Annotated in this window: 17 protein-coding genes; 12 read left to right on the top strand and 5 right to left on the bottom strand. The window is 73.1% G+C overall.

The annotated features are described in order from the left end of the window. Nucleotides 1-125: 125 nt before the first annotated feature. The 8 genes from GA0070621_RS10840 to GA0070621_RS10875 all read left to right on the top strand — a co-directional run bounded on the left by GA0070621_RS10840 (nucleotide 126) and on the right by GA0070621_RS10875 (nucleotide 7790). Complete coding sequence (locus GA0070621_RS10840) at nucleotides 126-1367, top strand: ABC transporter substrate-binding protein (RefSeq protein WP_091194162.1); 1242 nt, start codon at nucleotides 126-128, stop codon at nucleotides 1365-1367. A gap of 77 nt (nucleotides 1368-1444) precedes the next feature. Next, nucleotides 1445-2395 (top strand): carbohydrate ABC transporter permease, encoded by a 951-nt coding sequence (locus GA0070621_RS10845; protein WP_167666791.1) that lies wholly within the window; start codon nucleotides 1445-1447, stop codon nucleotides 2393-2395. Further along, entirely contained in the window at nucleotides 2392-3207 is an 816-nt protein-coding gene (locus tag GA0070621_RS10850; RefSeq protein WP_091194163.1) for a carbohydrate ABC transporter permease, read from the top strand. Before GA0070621_RS10845 ends, GA0070621_RS10850 begins: the two co-directional genes overlap by 4 nt. A gap of 5 nt (nucleotides 3208-3212) precedes the next feature. Beyond that, nucleotides 3213-4361: a galactonate dehydratase gene (gene dgoD / locus GA0070621_RS10855; protein ID WP_091194166.1), complete on the top strand. Its 1149-nt coding sequence runs from the start codon at nucleotides 3213-3215 to the stop codon at nucleotides 4359-4361. 4 nt (nucleotides 4362-4365) lie between these two features. Beyond that, a complete protein-coding gene (locus tag GA0070621_RS10860; protein ID WP_167666792.1) occupies nucleotides 4366-4989 on the top strand; it encodes a bifunctional 4-hydroxy-2-oxoglutarate aldolase/2-dehydro-3-deoxy-phosphogluconate aldolase in 624 nt (207 codons plus the stop codon). After that, on the top strand, nucleotides 4986-6002 hold the full coding sequence (locus tag GA0070621_RS10865; protein WP_091194171.1) for a sugar kinase: 1017 nt from the start codon (nucleotides 4986-4988) through the stop codon (nucleotides 6000-6002). Before GA0070621_RS10860 ends, GA0070621_RS10865 begins: the two co-directional genes overlap by 4 nt. A 23-nt stretch (nucleotides 6003-6025) precedes the next feature. Beyond that, complete coding sequence (gene manD, locus GA0070621_RS10870; protein WP_091194175.1) at nucleotides 6026-7255, top strand: D-mannonate dehydratase ManD; 1230 nt, start codon at nucleotides 6026-6028, stop codon at nucleotides 7253-7255. After that, nucleotides 7245-7790: a gluconokinase gene (locus GA0070621_RS10875; RefSeq protein ID WP_091194178.1), complete on the top strand. Its 546-nt coding sequence runs from the start codon at nucleotides 7245-7247 to the stop codon at nucleotides 7788-7790. Before manD ends, GA0070621_RS10875 begins: the two co-directional genes overlap by 11 nt. 154 nt (nucleotides 7791-7944) lie before the next feature. Here the strand turns inward: GA0070621_RS10875 and GA0070621_RS10880 are convergent, their stop codons facing one another. After that, nucleotides 7945-8364, bottom strand: a complete 420-nt coding sequence (locus tag GA0070621_RS10880; RefSeq protein ID WP_167666793.1) for a YchJ family protein — start codon at nucleotides 8362-8364, stop codon at nucleotides 7945-7947. A 74-nt stretch (nucleotides 8365-8438) separates the two neighbouring features. Between GA0070621_RS10880 and GA0070621_RS10885 the strand changes: the two genes are divergently transcribed. Next, on the top strand, nucleotides 8439-9383 hold the full coding sequence (locus tag GA0070621_RS10885; RefSeq protein ID WP_091194185.1) for a hypothetical protein: 945 nt from the start codon (nucleotides 8439-8441) through the stop codon (nucleotides 9381-9383). 17 nt (nucleotides 9384-9400) lie between these two features. On the opposite strand, the gene GA0070621_RS30415 is transcribed toward GA0070621_RS10885, so the two are convergent. After that, the gene (locus tag GA0070621_RS30415; protein ID WP_197673957.1) at nucleotides 9401-9907 is read right to left on the bottom strand and encodes a histone H1; all 507 of its coding nucleotides are present in this window, start codon (nucleotides 9905-9907) and stop codon (nucleotides 9401-9403) included. Nucleotides 9908-10155: 248 nt separating this feature from the next. On the opposite strand from GA0070621_RS30415, the gene GA0070621_RS10895 reads away from it, so the two are divergent. The 3 genes from GA0070621_RS10895 (at nucleotide 10156) to GA0070621_RS10905 (ending at nucleotide 13134) form a co-directional block, all read left to right on the top strand. After that, nucleotides 10156-10776 (top strand): DsbA family protein, encoded by a 621-nt coding sequence (locus tag GA0070621_RS10895; RefSeq protein ID WP_091202259.1) that lies wholly within the window; start codon nucleotides 10156-10158, stop codon nucleotides 10774-10776. 3 nt (nucleotides 10777-10779) lie between these two features. After that, a complete protein-coding gene (locus tag GA0070621_RS10900) occupies nucleotides 10780-12024 on the top strand; it encodes an MFS transporter (protein ID WP_091194189.1) in 1245 nt (414 codons plus the stop codon). A 111-nt stretch (nucleotides 12025-12135) separates the two neighbouring features. Continuing rightward, complete coding sequence (locus GA0070621_RS10905; RefSeq protein ID WP_091194191.1) at nucleotides 12136-13134, top strand: phosphotransferase family protein; 999 nt, start codon at nucleotides 12136-12138, stop codon at nucleotides 13132-13134. A gap of 6 nt (nucleotides 13135-13140) precedes the next feature. Here the strand turns inward: GA0070621_RS10905 and GA0070621_RS10910 are convergent, their stop codons facing one another. The 3 genes from GA0070621_RS10910 to GA0070621_RS10920 form a co-directional block, all read right to left on the bottom strand. Continuing rightward, nucleotides 13141-14250 (bottom strand): magnesium and cobalt transport protein CorA, encoded by a 1110-nt coding sequence (locus GA0070621_RS10910; protein ID WP_091194193.1) that lies wholly within the window; start codon nucleotides 14248-14250, stop codon nucleotides 13141-13143. 110 nt (nucleotides 14251-14360) lie between these two features. Further along, the gene (locus GA0070621_RS10915; protein ID WP_091194196.1) at nucleotides 14361-15011 is read right to left on the bottom strand and encodes a class F sortase; all 651 of its coding nucleotides are present in this window, start codon (nucleotides 15009-15011) and stop codon (nucleotides 14361-14363) included. 90 nt (nucleotides 15012-15101) lie between these two features. After that, nucleotides 15102-15602, bottom strand: a complete 501-nt coding sequence (locus tag GA0070621_RS10920; protein ID WP_091194199.1) for a hypothetical protein — start codon at nucleotides 15600-15602, stop codon at nucleotides 15102-15104. Between the last annotated feature and the right edge of the window lie 407 nt (nucleotides 15603-16009).

The following is a 16009-nucleotide window of genomic DNA, read 5'->3' on the forward strand; positions in this document are numbered from 1 at the left end:
TCCCGACGTAAAGCAGACGTTACAACGTTGTGGCGCTCTTCCCCTTGGGCGGCGACCACGTGTAAAGGAGAGATGACGTGCGACGTCGATCGATAATCGGTACGTCTCTGGCCGTGGTTGCCGCCATGGGCCTGTCCGCCTGCGGCGGCGGGGGTGACGGCGGCAGTGGGTCGAAGACCCTGCGCGTGACGCTGGTGAACCACGTCTGGACCGAGAACATCAAGAAGGCCCTGCCGGAGTTCGAGAAGCAGACGGGCCTCAAGGTCGAGGTCACCCAGCTCGGTGAGGACCAGCTCTCCGACCAGTACAACGTCAAGCTCAACGCCGGATCCAGCGACCTCGACGTGATGATGTACCGGCCGCTGCAGGAGGGGAAGCTGTTCGCCAAGAACAAGTACCTCGCCGACCTGACCGAGCGGACCAAGTCCGACGGCGCCTTCGACTTCAGCGACTTCCAGGCCGGCCCGGTGCAGGCCACCACGTACGACGACAAGGTCGTCGGCGTGCCGATCATCACCGAGTCGGAGGTCCTCTACTACCGCAAGGACCTGCTGGAGAAGTCCGGTTTCACCACCCCGCCGAAGACCCTTGACGAGCTCAAGGAGCAGGCGGCGAAGGTCGAGGCCGACAACCCCGGGGTCGCGGGCTTCGTGTCCCGTACCGGCAAGGCCGCCGCCGTCACGCAGTTCTCCAGCTTCCTGTACAGCTTCGGCGGCGACTTCGTCGACGGCAGCGGGAAGGCCTCGGTCAACACCGAGCAGGCCAAGCAGGCGTACGCCTACTACGGCGGGCTGCTGCGCGAGCACGGCCCGAAGAACATCAGCACCGACATGAGCTGGTCCGAGGCGATGGCGATCTTCACCCAGGGCAAGGCGGCCTTCTACACCGAGGCCAACTCGCTCTACAAGAACGCCACCGACCCGGCCAAGTCGAAGGTCTCCGACACCGTCGGCTTCGCGGCCTTCCCGGCCGGCCCGGCCGGCTCGAAGCCGTACAACATCCCGTCCTGGGCGCTCGGCATCAACGACGGGTCGAAGAACAAGGACAACGCCTGGAAGTTCATCCAGTGGGCGGCCGGCAAGGAGCAGTCCCTGGAGCAGCAGAAGGCCGGCGTCCCCGGCGCCCGCGCCTCGGTCTGGGCCAACCCGGAGGGCATCGCCACCTACCCGAAGGACCTCGCCGAGGCCACCACGGCCAGCACCGCCAACGGCGTCGGCCACGACCGTCCGCTGGTCGTGAAGGTCGCCCAGGCGCGCGAGATCGTCGGCCAGCCGATCGTCGACGCGATCACCGGCAAGGACGCGGCCGCCTCGGCGGACGCGGCGAACACGGCGTTCCAGAAGTTCCTCGACGACGAGGCGAAGTAGCCCGACCGCGGGGTGGCGGGGCCGGTCGGCCCCGCCACCCGGCGCTGGGACCCTGGCCCTGAGCACCCGGAGACCTCATGTCAGCCGTCACCACACCCGTTACCAGATCGCCCGACGCCGGCCCGGCACCCGCGGCGGAGTCGGCCTGGTCGCGCTGGGCCAACGCGCACCGCAAGTGGCTCTTCGCGGCACCCGCCATGGCGTTCGTCGCCGCGCTGATCATCTTCCCGGTGGCGTGGACCGGATACCTCAGCCTGACCGACGCCGAGGGCTCGGTACGCGCCGAGAGCAACTTCATCGGGTTCCAGAACTATCTCGACGTGCTCAGCGACACCGAGCGGTTCTGGCCGGCGGTGTGGCGCACCGTCCTCTTCACCGGCGTCGTGCTCCTCGTCGAGGTCGCGCTCGGCATGGCGATCGCCCTGCTGCTGTGGCGGCCGTTCCGCGGTGAGAAGTGGGTCCGGGTCGCCATCCTCCTGCCGCTGGTGGCCACCCCGGTCGCGGTCGGCATGATGTGGCGGCTGATCTTCGACCCCAACATCGGCATGGCGAACCAGCTGCTCAGCTGGGTCGGCATCGGCCCACAGCCCTGGCTGGCCGGCCAGAACTCGGCCCTGCCGACGACGATGTTCATCGACATCTGGCAGTGGACGCCGATGGTCGTGCTGATCCTGCTGGCCGGCCTGACCGCGCTCTCCGACGAGCCCCAGGAGGCGGCCCTCATCGACGGCGCCAGCACCTGGCAGCGGTTTCGGCACGTCACCCTGCCGCTGCTGATGCCCACCGTGATCGTCGCGATCCTGCTGCGTGGCATCGACGCGCTGAAGACCTTCGACATCCTCTACGCCACCAAGGGCCGCGGCGGCGGGTCGTTCCACGAGGTGGAGACCCTCAACGTCTACGCGTACGGCCTGAGCTTCGACTACAACGAGTACGGCGTGTCATCGACGGTCCTCATCATCTTCTTCCTGATCATCATCGGGGTGATGTGGGCCCTGACCTACCGCAAGAAGGGGCTGGAGCGATGAACCCGAGCCGGCCGTTCAAGGTCTTCAAGGCGCTCGCCCTGGCCGTCGTGGTGCTCTCGCTGGTCGCGCCGCTGCTGTGGATGATCGCCGCCTCGTTGAAGACCAACGTCGACATCTACGACACCGAAAAGGCGTTCGCCTTCTCGCCCACGCTGGACAACTACCACAACGTGCTCCAGCAGGCGAACTACGTCCAGTTCATCGGCAACAGCCTCTGGGTGGCGTTCGCCGCCACGGTGCTCTCCCTCCTCCTCGGGGTGCCCGCCGCGTACTCGATGAGCCGGTTCAACATGAAGAAGTCCGCGCTCGTCGTGCTCATGGCCCGGGTCATCCCCGGCGTCTCGCTCCTGGTGCCGTGGTACTACGTCTTCTCGAACCTGCACATGGTCGGCGGCTTCACGGTGCTGATCCTGAGCCACATGTTCGTGTCGCTGCCGCTGATCGTCTACATCATGATGGGCTTCTTCGACAGCCTGCCGGAGGACCTGGAGGAGGCGGCGCTGGTCGACGGGCTGACCCACATCGGCGCGTTCCGCCGGATCACCCTGCCGCTCTCCGTGCCGGGCGTCGCCACGGCCGGGATCCTGTCCTTCATCTTCTCCTGGAACAACTTCATGTTCGCCCTGGTGCTCTCCGGCGCGGACACCAAGACCCTGCCGGTGGCGATCTTCGACTTCGTCGGCTACGCCAGCATCGACTGGGGCGGTCTGATGGCCGCGGCCACCGTGGTCACCCTGCCGATCATGGTGATCGCCCTGTTCGTGCAGAAGTACATCGTCTCCGGCCTCACCGCCGGTGCCACGAAGGGCTGACCGGCATGACCACCATCGCGCGCATCGAGACGTTCCTCGTCGCCCCCCGCTGGCTCTTCGTCCGCGTCGAGACCACCGACGGGATCGTCGGCTGGGGGGAGGCGACCTGCGAGGGCCGGTCCGAGACCGTCCGCACCGCCGTCGAGCAGCTCAGCGAGCTGCTGATCGGCCGGGACGCGCTGCGGATCGAGGACCACTGGCAGGTCATGACGAAGGGCTCCTTCTATCGCGGCGGGCCGATCCTGGCCAGCGCCGTGGCCGGCCTCGACCAGGCACTGTGGGACATCGCCGGCAAGCACTACGGCGCCCCGGTGCACCAGCTGCTCGGCGGCCCGGTCCGGGACCGGATCCGGGTGTACGGCTGGGTCGGCGGCGACGAGCCCAGCGAGGTCCGCGACCAGATCAGCGCCGCCGTCGAGACGGGCCTCACCGCCGTGAAGATGAACGCCTCGGGCCCGATGAGCCCGGTGGCCTCGGTGGCCGAACTCGACGGCGTGGTCCAGCGGGTCGCGGCGGCCCGCGAGGTGCTCGGTGACCACCGGGACGTCGCGGTCGACTTCCACGGCCGGTTCAGCCTCGCCACCGCCCGCCGGGTCGCCCCGCTGCTCGAACCCTACCGGCCGTTCTTCCTGGAGGAGCCGGTCGTCCCGGAGAACTCGCACCTCATCGGCGAACTGGTCCGCGCCACCACCACGCCGGTGTCCACCGGGGAACGGCTCTACAACCGGCAGGAGTTCCTGCCGGTGCTCCAGGCCGGCATCGCGGTGGCCCAGCCGGACCTCTCGCACGCCGGCGGCATCACCGAGGTCCGCAAGATCGCCGCGCTGGCCGAGGTGTACGACGTGCAACTCGCCCCGCACTGCCCGCTCGGCCCGATCGCCCTGGCGTCCTGCCTGCAGGTCGGCTTCGCCACGCCGAACTACCTGATCCAGGAGCAGAGCATCGGCATCCACTACAACCTCGGCGCCGAGGTGCTCGACTACTGCCTCGACAAGAAGCCGCTGACCTTCGTCGACGGCCACGTCGAGCGGCTCACGGGACCCGGCCTCGGCATCGAGATAGACGAAAACGCGGTGCGGGTGGCGGACAAGCGCGGGCACGCCTGGCGCAGCCCCACCTGGCGGCACCGCGACGGCTCCTATGCGGAATGGTGATCACGTGACCGTCAATCTCACCGCCGAACTCACCGCCACCCGGATGCTCGCGGTCATCCGTGGCAGCGACACCGCCGGCGCGATCGCCGCCGGCACCGCCCTGCTGCAAGAGGGCGTACGCATCGTCGAGGTGGCCCTCACCACGCCGAACGCGGCCTCGGCCGTCGAGGCGCTGCGCGCGGTGGCGCCCGCCGGGTCCCTGGTCGGCGCGGGCACCGTGCTCACCGCCGCCGACGTCGCCGACGTGGCCGCCGCGGGTGCGCAGTTCGTGGTGACGCCGGCCGTGGTCGAGTCGATTCCCGCGGCGGCCCGGCGCGGCCTGCCCGTCGCCGCCGGAGCGCTCACCCCGACGGAGGCGTACACCGCGATGCGGATGGGCGCGTCGGCGATCAAGCTGTTCCCGGTCTCGGTGGGCGGTCCGGCGTACCTGAAGGCGGTGCGCGACCCGTTCCCGGACATCCCGTTCGTGGCGGTCGGCGGGGTGGGGCTGGCCGACCTGCCCGGGTACTTCGCCGCCGGGGCGATCGCCGTCGGCGTGGGCGGACCGCTGGTCGGCGACGCGGCCTCCGGTGGCGACCTCGACGCCCTGCGCGAGCGGGCCCGCGCCTACCTCGCCGCCGTCTCATGACCGCCACCGACCTCGACGCCGTACGCGAGCCGGGCCCCCGCCTACCCGGCCCCCGCGCCGCGACCGGCGTCGACCTGCTCACCTTCGGCGAGGCCCTGGTCTCGCTGCGCTCGGCCGGACCGCTCGCCGCCGGCGGCCCGCTGCACCCGCACCTGGCCGGGGCGGAGTGCAACGTGGCCGTCGGCGTGTCCCGGCTCGGCCACCGCGCGGCCTTCGCCGGCCGGGTCAGCGGCGACGAACTCGGCGGGTTCCTGCTGCGGCAGCTGCGCGCCGAGAGCGTGGACGTCGCCCACGTGACCCGCGACCCGGAGCGTTCGGCCGGGCTGATGTTCCTGGAGCGGCGTACCGCCGACCTGACCCGGGTCGTCTACCAGCGGGCCGGCTCGGCCGGGTCGGCGCTGTGCGTCGACGACCTGCGTCCCGCTTTGGCGGCCGGGGCGCGGGTGTTGCACCTGACCGGGATCACCCCGGCGCTGTCCGACAGCGCCCGGGAGGCGACCCGGTGGGCGGCGGAGACGGCGTGCCGGGCCGGGACGCTGGTCTGCCTCGACGTCAACCACCGGGCGAAGCTGTGGAGCCGGGACGCGGCCCGGGCCGTGCTCGCCCCGCTCGCCGGGCACGTCTCGGTCGTCGTGGCCTCCGCCGACGAGCTGGACCTCGTCGGCACGCCGGGTGCCGACGAGCCGACCGTCGTGGCCGAGCTGCTCGACCGGGGCGTGTCGACCGTGCTGGTGAAGCTCGGCGGCGACGGCGCGCGCGCGTACACCGGGGAGGGCCGGCTGGAGGCGGCGGCGCTGCCCGTGACGGCGGTCGACACCGTCGGCGCGGGGGACGCCTTCACCGCCGGCTACCTCTCCGGCCACCTGGACGGACTCGACCTGGCCGGGCGGCTGCGCCGCGCGGTCACCCTCGGCGCCTTCGCCGTCGCCGGCCACGGCGACTGGGAGGCCCTGCCGCGCCGCGACGAGCTGTCCCTCCTGGACGACCTGCAGCCCGGCAGCACCCTTCGCTGAACCACCCTGAGAAAGGCACGCGCGTGAAGATCGTCGCAGCGGACGTCATCGTCTCCAGCCCCGACCGCAACTTCGTCACCCTCAAGATCACCACAGACGACGGGCTGACCGGGCTGGGGGACGGCACCCTCAACGGGCGGGAGCTGTCGGTCGCGTCCTATCTGGCCGACCACGTCGTCCCCCTGCTGATCGGGCGGGACCCGCACCGGATCGAGGACACCTGGCAGTTCCTCTACCGGTCGGCGTACTGGCGGCGCGGCCCGGTCACCATGGCCGCCATCGCGGCGGTGGACGTGGCCCTCTGGGACATCAAGGCCAAGGCCGCCGGGATGCCGTTGTACCAACTGCTCGGCGGCGCGTCCCGGACCGGGCTCATGGCGTACGGGCACGCCTCCGGGCGGGACCTGCCGGAGCTGTTCGACTCGATCCGCCGCCACCTCGACCTCGGCTTCCGGTCCATCCGGGTGCAGACCTCGGTGCCCGGCATCAACGCCGTCTACGGCGTGGCCGCGCAGCCCAGCGCCGACGGCAAGCGTTACGACTACGAGCCGGCCCAGCGCACCCCGCTGCCCGTCGAGGAGGACTGGGACACCCGCGCCTACCTGCGCCACCTGCCCGGCGTCTTCGAGGCGGTACGCAACGAGTTCGGTCCCGAACTGCCGCTGCTGCACGACGGGCACCACCGGATGACCCCCATCCAGGCCGCCAAGCTCGGCAAGGCGCTCGAACCGTACGACCTGTTCTGGCTGGAGGACTGCACCCCGGCGGAGAACCAGGAGGCGCTGCGCCTGGTCCGCCAGCACACCACCACCCCGCTGGCCATCGGCGAGGTCTTCAACACCGTCTGGGACTACCAGACGCTGATCCGCGAGCAGCTCATCGACTACGTCCGGTCCGCCGTGACCCACACCGGCGGCATCACCGCCATGCGCAAGCTGCTCGACTTCGCCGCCCAGTACCAGATCAAGTCCGGCATCCACGGCCCCACCGACATCTCGCCGGTCGGCATGGCCGCCGCGCTGCACCTGGACCTGGCCATCCACAACTTCGGCATCCAGGAGTACATGCAGCACGGCCCGCTCACCAACGAGGTGTTCCGCCAGTCGTTCACCTTCACCGACGGCTACCTGCACCCGGGGGAGCAGCCCGGCCTCGGCGTGGAACTCGACGAGGAGGCCGCCGCCCGATTCCCGTACCAGCCGGCGTACCTGCCGTTCAACCGGCTGAAGGACGGCACCGTCCATGACTGGTGAGCAGCGCGCCACCCGGCACATCGTCGTGATGGGCGTGTCCGGGGCGGGCAAGACGACGGTGGCCCGGGGGATCAGCGAGCTGACCGGCCTGCGGCTCGCCGAGGCGGACGAGTTCCACACCGAGGCCCACGTGGAACAGATGCGCGCCGGCATCCCGCTGAACGACACGGACCGGGAGCCATGGCTGCGCGCCCTGGCCGGCTGGATGGCCGAGCGGCACGCCGAGGGGGTCTCCACCGTGCTGGCCTGCTCGGCGCTGAAACGCGCCTACCGGGACGTGCTGCGGCAGGGGCCGCAGAGGGTCGAGTTCCTGCACCTGGACGGGTCGGCGGAGCTGATGCGGGAGCGGTTGGACAGGCGGGTCGGGCACTACATGCCGGCGAGCCTGTTCGACTCGCAGCGGGCGATCCTGGAGCACCTGGAGCCGGACGAGTCCGGCATGGTGCTGGAGGTGGAGGCGCCACCGGACGACCTCGTCCGAGCGGCGATCGACCGGCTCGGCCTGCCGCTGCGCGAGGCCGCCGCCGGCCGCTGACCGCGCCCGCCCCACGCCGGGCCTCGGCGCCTTCCGGTCCCGGGCCCGGCCGTCGGGGCGGCGCTCAGCCTCGGCGACGTCCGTCCCGGGCCCGGCCTCGACCCTGTCCCGGCCCGTCGGGACGCGCCCGGACCACGTCCGGACGCCGTCGCGGTCAGTCGGGCGTGGCGTCCAGGTAGACCCAGCGGCCGTCCTCCCGGACGAAGCGGCTGTGCTCCTCCAGCGTGCCGGGGCGGCCCGCCTCCCGGTGGTGGGCGCGGAAGCGGACCGTGCCCGTGGTGTCGAAGAGGCCGCCCCGGTCGCCGCCGAGGACCTCCAGCCGCAGCCACCGCAGCCCCGGGTCCAGCCGCAGCCGCGCCGGCTGGGTCGAGGAGTGCCAGCTGTGCAGCAGGTAGTCGGCGTCGCCGACGGCGAAGGCGCTGAACCGCGACCGCATCAGCGCCTCGGCGGTCGCCGCCGTCGCCGCGCCCCGGTGGATCGGGCCGCAACATTCCGCGTACGGCAGGCCCGTCCCGCAGGGACAGGCCCCGCTCGCCCGTTCGGCCGCGCTCCGGCCCGCGCCACGTCTCGCCACGGTCGCCATCCTGCCGCAGCGGCGAGCGGCCGGGGCCGCCGGGTGACCTTGCGCGGCCGCGCTGCAATGGCCCCATGAACGGGGACGTGACACGGCGGCTCGCCGAGGCGGTCGAGCGACTACGCGAACACGAGACGATCGGTGGGCAGGTCGAGCTGCTGCGCCGCCGGGTGGACGAGGCGGAACGGCAACTCGACCGGCTGCGCGACGCGCACGAGCGGGAGCAGCAGGACGTCGAACGCCTGGAGGGCCGATCGATCACCCGCGTCGTCGCCTTGCTGCGCGGCACCCGCGACGACGATCTGGCCCGGGAACGCGCCGAGGCAGGGCTGGCCGCCCGACGCGAGGCGGACGCGCGGGCGCACCTCGCCGGGCTGCGCCGCGAGCACCGGGCCGCCCAGGCGCGCCACGCCGAGCTGGCCGACGCGCCCGCGGCGTACGCGGCCCTGCTCGACGAGCGGGAACGGCTCCTGATCGCCGGCCGGGACCCCCGGGCGGCCCGCCTCGCCGCGTTGGCCGCCGAACGGGACCGGCTCGCCACCCGAGCCCGACAGGTCGACGAGGCGGCCCGGGCGGCGACGGCTGCGCGGACCGCCCTCGTCGCGGTGCGCGACCACCTGGCCAAGGCGAACGGCTGGTCCACCTACGACACCTTCTTCGGCGGCGGGATCGTGGGCAGCATGATGAAGCACAGCCGGATGGACGACGCCGCCGCGGCGGCCCGGGTCGCGGACCGGCGGCTGGCGGTGCTGCGTACCGAGCTGTCCGACCTGCCCGGCGGGTGGCTCGCGCCGGAGCTGGAGGTGGGCGAGCTGACCCGCTTCGCCGACATCTTCCTCGACAACATCTTCACCGACCTCGCCGTACGCGGGCGGATCCGGCGGGCGCAGGACGCGGTCGACCGGGCCGGTACGGCGGTCGCCCGGCTGCGGGACCGGCTCGCCACCGAGGCGGGCGAGTTGCACCGGTGTCGCACCGCCGTCGCGGTGGAACGGGTCGGCCTGCTCACCGCCCCCTGAGCGGGCACGGCGCGGTCTCAGCGGGCGCTCGTCCGGGCCGTACGCCGGTTGCCGAACGACTCCATGGTGGTCGCCTTCCTCGCCGGCGTCCGGGTCTCGGCGATCCGGCGGGCCCGGGCGGTGGCCGTGACCTTCTTCGCCGTGGCCTTGCGGGCCGTGCCCTTCCTGGTGGTCGTCTTCTTCGCGGTGGCCCGCGTGGCGGGCGCCTTCTTCGCCGCGGCCTTGGTGGCCGGGGCCTTCTTCGCGGCGGTCGCCTTCTTCGCGGGCGTCGCCTTCTTCGCGGCCGTCGCCTTGGCGGTCGGCCGTCGGGTGGGCGTGGCGGTGGTGGCCGCGGTGTCCTTCTTCTTCGCGGTCCGGGCGGTCGTCGGGGTGGGCTTTCCGCCCGGCGTCTTGGCCGCGGTCGCCCCCGTCGCCCGCCTGGTGGCGGTCGCCACCTTCTTCGCCGCCGCCTTGTTCGGCATCGGGGCCTTCCGCGCCCCGGTGGCCTTCCGAGCGCTGCTGGGTCTGGTGGCCGCCTGGGCCATCGTTCCTCCCTCGCTCCTCCGCCGCGGCCCGGACGGGTGGGTGCCGTCCGGCGACGTCGGGCCGACCGGCCCACGCGGCGCGCGTGTCTTCCCACCGGGCCGCCGGTCAAACACCGTGGACCCGGTTCGGACGGGCGGCGCGCGGCCCGCGATTGGCCCAATGGTCGACGCATCGATCGGCTCTGCTGTTGGGCCGCTTCCGGGCTTAGCGTCAGTACGTGACCGAGACCGGACAGGGGACCGAGACGATGACGACGACCGCCGACATGTGGTTCGACCCGCGCTGCCCGTGGGCGTGGAACGCCTCCCGCTGGCTGCTGGAGGTGGAACAGGTCCGCGACGTGCGGGTCCGGTTCCACGTGATGAGCCTGTCCGTGCTCAACCAGGGGCGCGACGGGCTGGAGGAGTGGTACCGGGAGTGGCTCGAGCCCGGCATGGGCCCGGTCCGGGTCGCCGTGGCCGCCGCGCAGAAGTTCGGCCCCGAGGTGCTGCGCGACCTCTACACCGCACTGGGCAACCGGATCCACCACGAGCGGGCGCCGATCGGCCGGGAGCTGTACGTGGCGGCGCTGACCGAGGTCGGCCTGCCCGTCGAACTGGCCGACGCCGCCGACTCCACCGACCACGACGAGGCCCTGCTGGCCAGCCACCACGCCGGCCTGGAGCCGGTCGGCGAGGACCTGGGCACCCCCACCATCCACGTCACCGGCCCCGACGGCCGGGTGAACGCGTTCTTCGGTCCGGTCGTGGCGCCGATCCCGCGCGGCGCGGCCGCCGGCCGGCTCTGGGACGGGGTCCTGCTGGTCTCCGGCACCGACGGTTTCTTCGAGCTCAAGCGGGCCCGCACCCGCCGGCCGATCGAGCGCTGACCCGTGCCCGGCCGTCTGCTGCCCGAGCCCGGACCGGCGCGTACGCTCGCGCTGGCCCAGCTGAGCAACTCGATCGGTGACGGGGCGTTCCTCGTCACCTCCGCGCTCTACTTCACCCAGGTGGTCGGCCTGTCGCCCGGGCAGGTCGGGCTCGGGCTCTCCGCCGGCTGGGCGGTCGGTCTGCTGGCCGGAGTGCCGGCGGGTCACGCGGCCGACCGGCGTGACGCCCGCCGGGTGGCGGTCCTGCTGGCCGCCGTCACGGCCCTGGCCGTCGCTGCGTTCCTGCTGGTCCGCCAGCCGGCCGTCTTCGTCCTGGTGGCCGCCCTCTACGGCAGCGGTCAGACCGGTCTGGCGGCGGTGCGCCAGGCGCTGCTGGCCCGGCTGGTGGAGCCGGCCCGGCGTACCGAGGTGCGGGCGCGGTTGCAGTCGGTGGTCAACGCCGGTCTCGGTCTGGGGGCGGCCCTCGGCGGCCTGGCGCTCTGGGCGCACACCGCCGGGGCGTACCGGTCGGTGCTCGTGGTGGACGCGGCGGCCTTCCTGGTCGCGGCGCTGCTGCTGTGGCGGCTGCCGGCGCGGCGGCCCACGGCGGCCCGGCCCGGGGCCGGCGGCGGGCGCCTCGCGGTGCTCCGGGACCGGCCGTACGCGCTGCTCACCGCCCTGAACGCGGTGATGATGCTGTACCTGCCGCTGCTCAGCCTGGTGCTGCCGCTCTGGGTGGCGCGGCGCACCGCGGCCCCGTCCTGGCTGGCGGCGGCGCTGCTGGTGGTCAACACGGCGGCGGTGATGCTCGCCCAGGTGCGGGTGGCCCGGCGGGTGGTGGACCCGGCCGGCGCGGTGCGCTCGCTGCGGCGGGCCGGGGTCACCATGGTCGTCGCCTGTGGACTCTTCGCGCTCTCGGCCGCCACCACCGCGCCCTGGGCGGCGGCGGCGATCCTGCTGGCCGGCGCCGGCGCTCAGGTGTACGCCGAGATGGCGCACGGCGCGGGCGCCTGGCAGCTCAGCTTCGACCTGGCGCCGGCCGACCGGCACGGCCTGTACCAGGGCTTCTTCGGCAGCGGGGTGCCGCTGGCCCGGATGCTCGGCCCGGTGCTGCTGACCTGGCTGATCGTCGACGGCGGGTCGGTGGGCTGGTTGGCCTTCGCCGGCCTCTACGCCGCCGCGGCCGTCGGGATCGGCCTGGTGGTACGGGGTGCGGGGCGTCCGGCGCCGGCTGACGCCTCCCGAGCACCGGCCCTACGGGCGGGGTGAGGGCGTCCGCCGCCGCGTCCCGGGACACCATGCGGCGGCCCCGACCACTAGCGTGGAACACGAGATGGACCTGTCGACGAAACACGCCACCGCCCTGACGGGACAAGCCGGATGAGCCCCACCCAACGGCGCCTCGATCCGGACCAGGTCCGGCGCTACGTCGCGGCGTCCCTCGGTCCCACGCCCCGGGTCGTCGAGTGCGGTCCGTTGACCGGCGGCGGGTTCGCCGCCGTCTGGTGGGTGACCCTGGACGACGGGCGGGCCGTGGTGCTGAAGGTCGGGCCGCCGCCGTCCGTGCCGCTGCTGCGCTACGAGCTCGACATGATCGGCGCCGAGGCCCGCTACCTGCGGCTGGTCGCCGAGCGGGCGCCCGCCGTTCCGGCCGCGCCGCTGCTGCACCACGGCAGCGACCCGGTGCTGGGCGACTGGCTGCTCACCGGCCTGCTACCGGGCCGGACGCTCTGGGCGCTGACCGAGGCCGGCGTCGACACCGCCGTGGTCGAGGCCGAGTTCGGCGTCGCGCTCGCCACCCTGCACGGCATCACCGGTGACCGGTACGGCTACGACGGCGGGCGGGCCTGCGCCGACACCTGGCGGGCCGCGTACCTGTCCATGCTGGACGACCTGCTCGCCGACGCCGCGGACTGGCGGGTGCCGCTGCCGCTGCCGGCGGCCCGGATCCGGGAACTGGTCGACCGGCACGCCCACGTCCTCGACGTGGTACGCCGCCCGGCGCTGCTGCACTTCGACTGCTGGGCGGGCAACGTGCTCGCGACGGACGGCCCGGACGGCACGCCCCGGCTCAGCGGCCTGGTCGACGGCGAGCGTTACCTCTGGGGCGACCCGCTGCTGGATCTGGTCTCGCCGTTGCTGTTCCGGCGTACCGAGGACGAACCGGAGCATCCGGTGGTGCGGGCGTACCGGACGATCTCGCCGTTCCCGCTCGACGCCGGCGTACGCCGCCGGCTGGGCCTGTACCGGCTCTACCTCTACCTGTTGATGACGGTGGAGATGCCCAGCCGGGGGATCACCGCCGAGTCCGAGCCGTGGCGGGTCACCCACCTCGCCACGCTGCTCGACCAGGAACTGTCCGACCTCGACAAACCCTGAGCCGGCCTACAGCCAGCCCGAGCGCCGGAACAGCCGGTGCAGGGTTACCCCGGCGACGGCCATCACCAGCAGCGCCACCGGATAGCCGTACCGCCAGCCCAGCTCCGGCATGTGGTCGAAGTTCATGCCGTAGACCCCGGCCACCGCGGTCTGGGTGGCGGCGATCGCCGCCCACGCCGCGATCTTGCGCATGTCGTTGTTCTGGTCGACGGCGAGCTGCGCAAGCCGCGCCTGGAGCATCGAGTTGAGCAGTTCGTCGGCGGAGCTGACCCGGTCCACGGCGCGGGTGAGCCGGCCCTCCACGTCCACGAACCAGCGGTGCAGCGCCGGGGGTGGGCCGCCGACCCGTTGTTCCCGTACCGCCCGCAGTGGCGCGGCCAACGGCAGCACCGCCCGCTTGAACTCCACCACCTCCCGCTTGAGCTGGTAGATGTGCTGGATGTCGGCCCGACGGTCGCGAGCGAAGACGCTCTCCTCCACCCGTTCGAGGTCGCTCTCCAGGTGCCCGGCGACCTCCAGGTAGAGGTCGACCATCCGGTCGCAGACCGCGTACGCGACGGCCCACGGTCCGGCGGCCAGCAGACCCGGGCGGCGCTCGATCCCCGCCCGGACCCGGGTGAGGGCACCGGTCGCGCCGTGCCGGACGGTGATGACGAACCGGTCGCCGAGGAAGACCATCACGTCGCCGGTGTCGATCACCTCGGACGTGTCGGTCAGCTCGGCGTGCTCGACGTACCCGGCCGTGCGCAGCACCAGCAGGGTGACATCGCCGTGCCGCTGCGCCGTGGGACGGTGCCCGTCGGTGCGGGCCTGCGCGACGGCCAACTCGTCCAGGCCGAAGGTGCGGCCGACCGCCGCCAGCACGTCCGCGTCCGGCTCGTGCAGGCCCAACCAGACGAACGACCGACGGTGCCGCCGGCTGCGCGCGTACGCGTCGGCGAAGTGCGGCCGGCCCGGTTCCCGCCGGCCGGTCACGTAGACCGCGCAGTCGACCACGGCGTCCGGATTGGACCGTGGCGCGGGCACCCTCGCGTCGGCGTTCCGCCTGGTCAGGCGGGTGAGCAGGGTGGAAAGGCGCCGCCCGCCCCATCGGGTCCGTGCCGCCGACCGGTCCACCGCGCACCTCCTCCGGCAACCCCGGCTCGGCGCGAGTCCGGAGCCGCCGTCCGCCGGGAACTGACGGCCAACCGTACGGCGTGCGCGCGGGTCGGTGTGTCCGGCGCGCGTCAGCGGGTGGCGGTGGCGAAGACGACGATGTTGTCCGGATAGCTGCCGGTACGCGGGTTGAAGCGGCCGCCGCAGGTGATCAGGCGCAGCCGTGCCTCCGCGCCGCCGCCGTACACCCGGTCGGTGGGGAAGCGGTCCTTCGGGTACGCCCCGACGCCGTCCACGGTGAACGTGGCGACCTGGCCGTCGACCCGGCTGATCCGTACCGTGTCTCCGGGGCGCAGCCGGCCCAGGTCGAAGAAGACCGCCGGCCCGTTCTGCGAGTCCACATGCCCCACCAGCACGGCGTTGCCCGCCTCGCCCGGGGTGGGGCCGGGACGGTACCAGCCCGCGATCTCCGGGTGGTCCAGCGGCGGCACCTCCAGCTCGCCGTCGTCGTCGGTGGCGACCGGGACGATGGCGGCGTCGACGCCGATGCGCGGAATGGTGACGCGGGCCGGTTCGGAGCGGGGCAGCACCGGCCCGGGTGAACCGGAGGGTTCGGCCGTCGGGGCCGCCGAGGCCCCCGGCTGGGGCGGTCGCAGGGAGGTGGTGCCGAGACCGGCGGCGACCAGGCCGGCGCCGGTCGCTCCGGCGATGGTGACCGCGGCGACGACCGCCGCGGTGCGGGCCTTCGACGGCCCGTCTCCGTTGCTGCTCTTCGGCGACAGGTTCCACCTCCGGTCCGACGTGGGCGCGGCGCCCGCGCCGGACGTCGTCCGGCGCGGGCCTCCTCGCCCAGGGATGGTGAGGCGAGGTCGTCAGGCGGCGGTCGCGCGCCGTCGGCGGCGCACCAGCACGTACGTCCCGCCGGCGACCGCTGCGGCGGCCAGCGCGCCGCCCGCGACGAGCACGCCGGTGTCGCCGTGCCTGCCGCCGGCGCCGGCCTGGGCGCCGCCGATCGGGGTGGCGCCGATCGCGATGACGGTGAAGGTGGCCGTGCCGCCGTTGCTGCCATCCCCGCAGGTGGTGTTGACCGTGTACGTGCCGAGGGTGAACCCGGCGGTGAAGAGTTCGGCGCTCAGCCCACCTCCGGCCGCGGCCGTGGTGGACCGTACGTTCTCGTCCCGGTCCGGCCCGGTGATGTGGAACAGCGCGTCGCCGTTCGCCGGGTTGCATTCCGTCGTGGTGAGCACGACCGTCCCACCGACCGGGGTGGTGGCGGGCGAGACGGTGGTGTCCGCGAGCGCGGCGGCCGGGAGCAGGAGCGTGCCGAGGCCCACGCCGACCGCCGTCGATCCGAGAATTCTCTGTGCCTTCATCCGCGTCTTCCCTCACTTTTCGTCCGCTGACTGCGTGGGACGTCGTTCGGGTGGCCAACTCCGTGACTAGCACCGGTGTGGCCAACACTAGGAGGGTTGCGGCGGTCACTCAGCGTAAATGAGAAATCTTCGTTGCCGTCACGAGTCCTCCCTCCCGCCGGGGAGCGCCGGACCTGCCCGCCCAGCCGCGTCCCGAGCGCCGAGGCGTCGCGGTGCCCGCTGCGCCGGCTGGTCCCGTTCGGGGTGAGGCGGCCGGACGCGGCCTGTGGGGCGGTCCGAGACATCACGTCCCCGATGTCCGATCTGGCCTCGGCCCCCGACAGCCGCTCACGCCATCGCCTTTCCCGGGCGAGCCATGATTCGCAAGGATCGACGCCACGGCTTCGCTGGATCCGCATTCCGCCCCG

It is taken from the genome of Micromonospora narathiwatensis (assembly GCF_900089605.1).
Lineage (GTDB): Bacteria > Actinomycetota > Actinomycetes > Mycobacteriales > Micromonosporaceae > Micromonospora > Micromonospora narathiwatensis.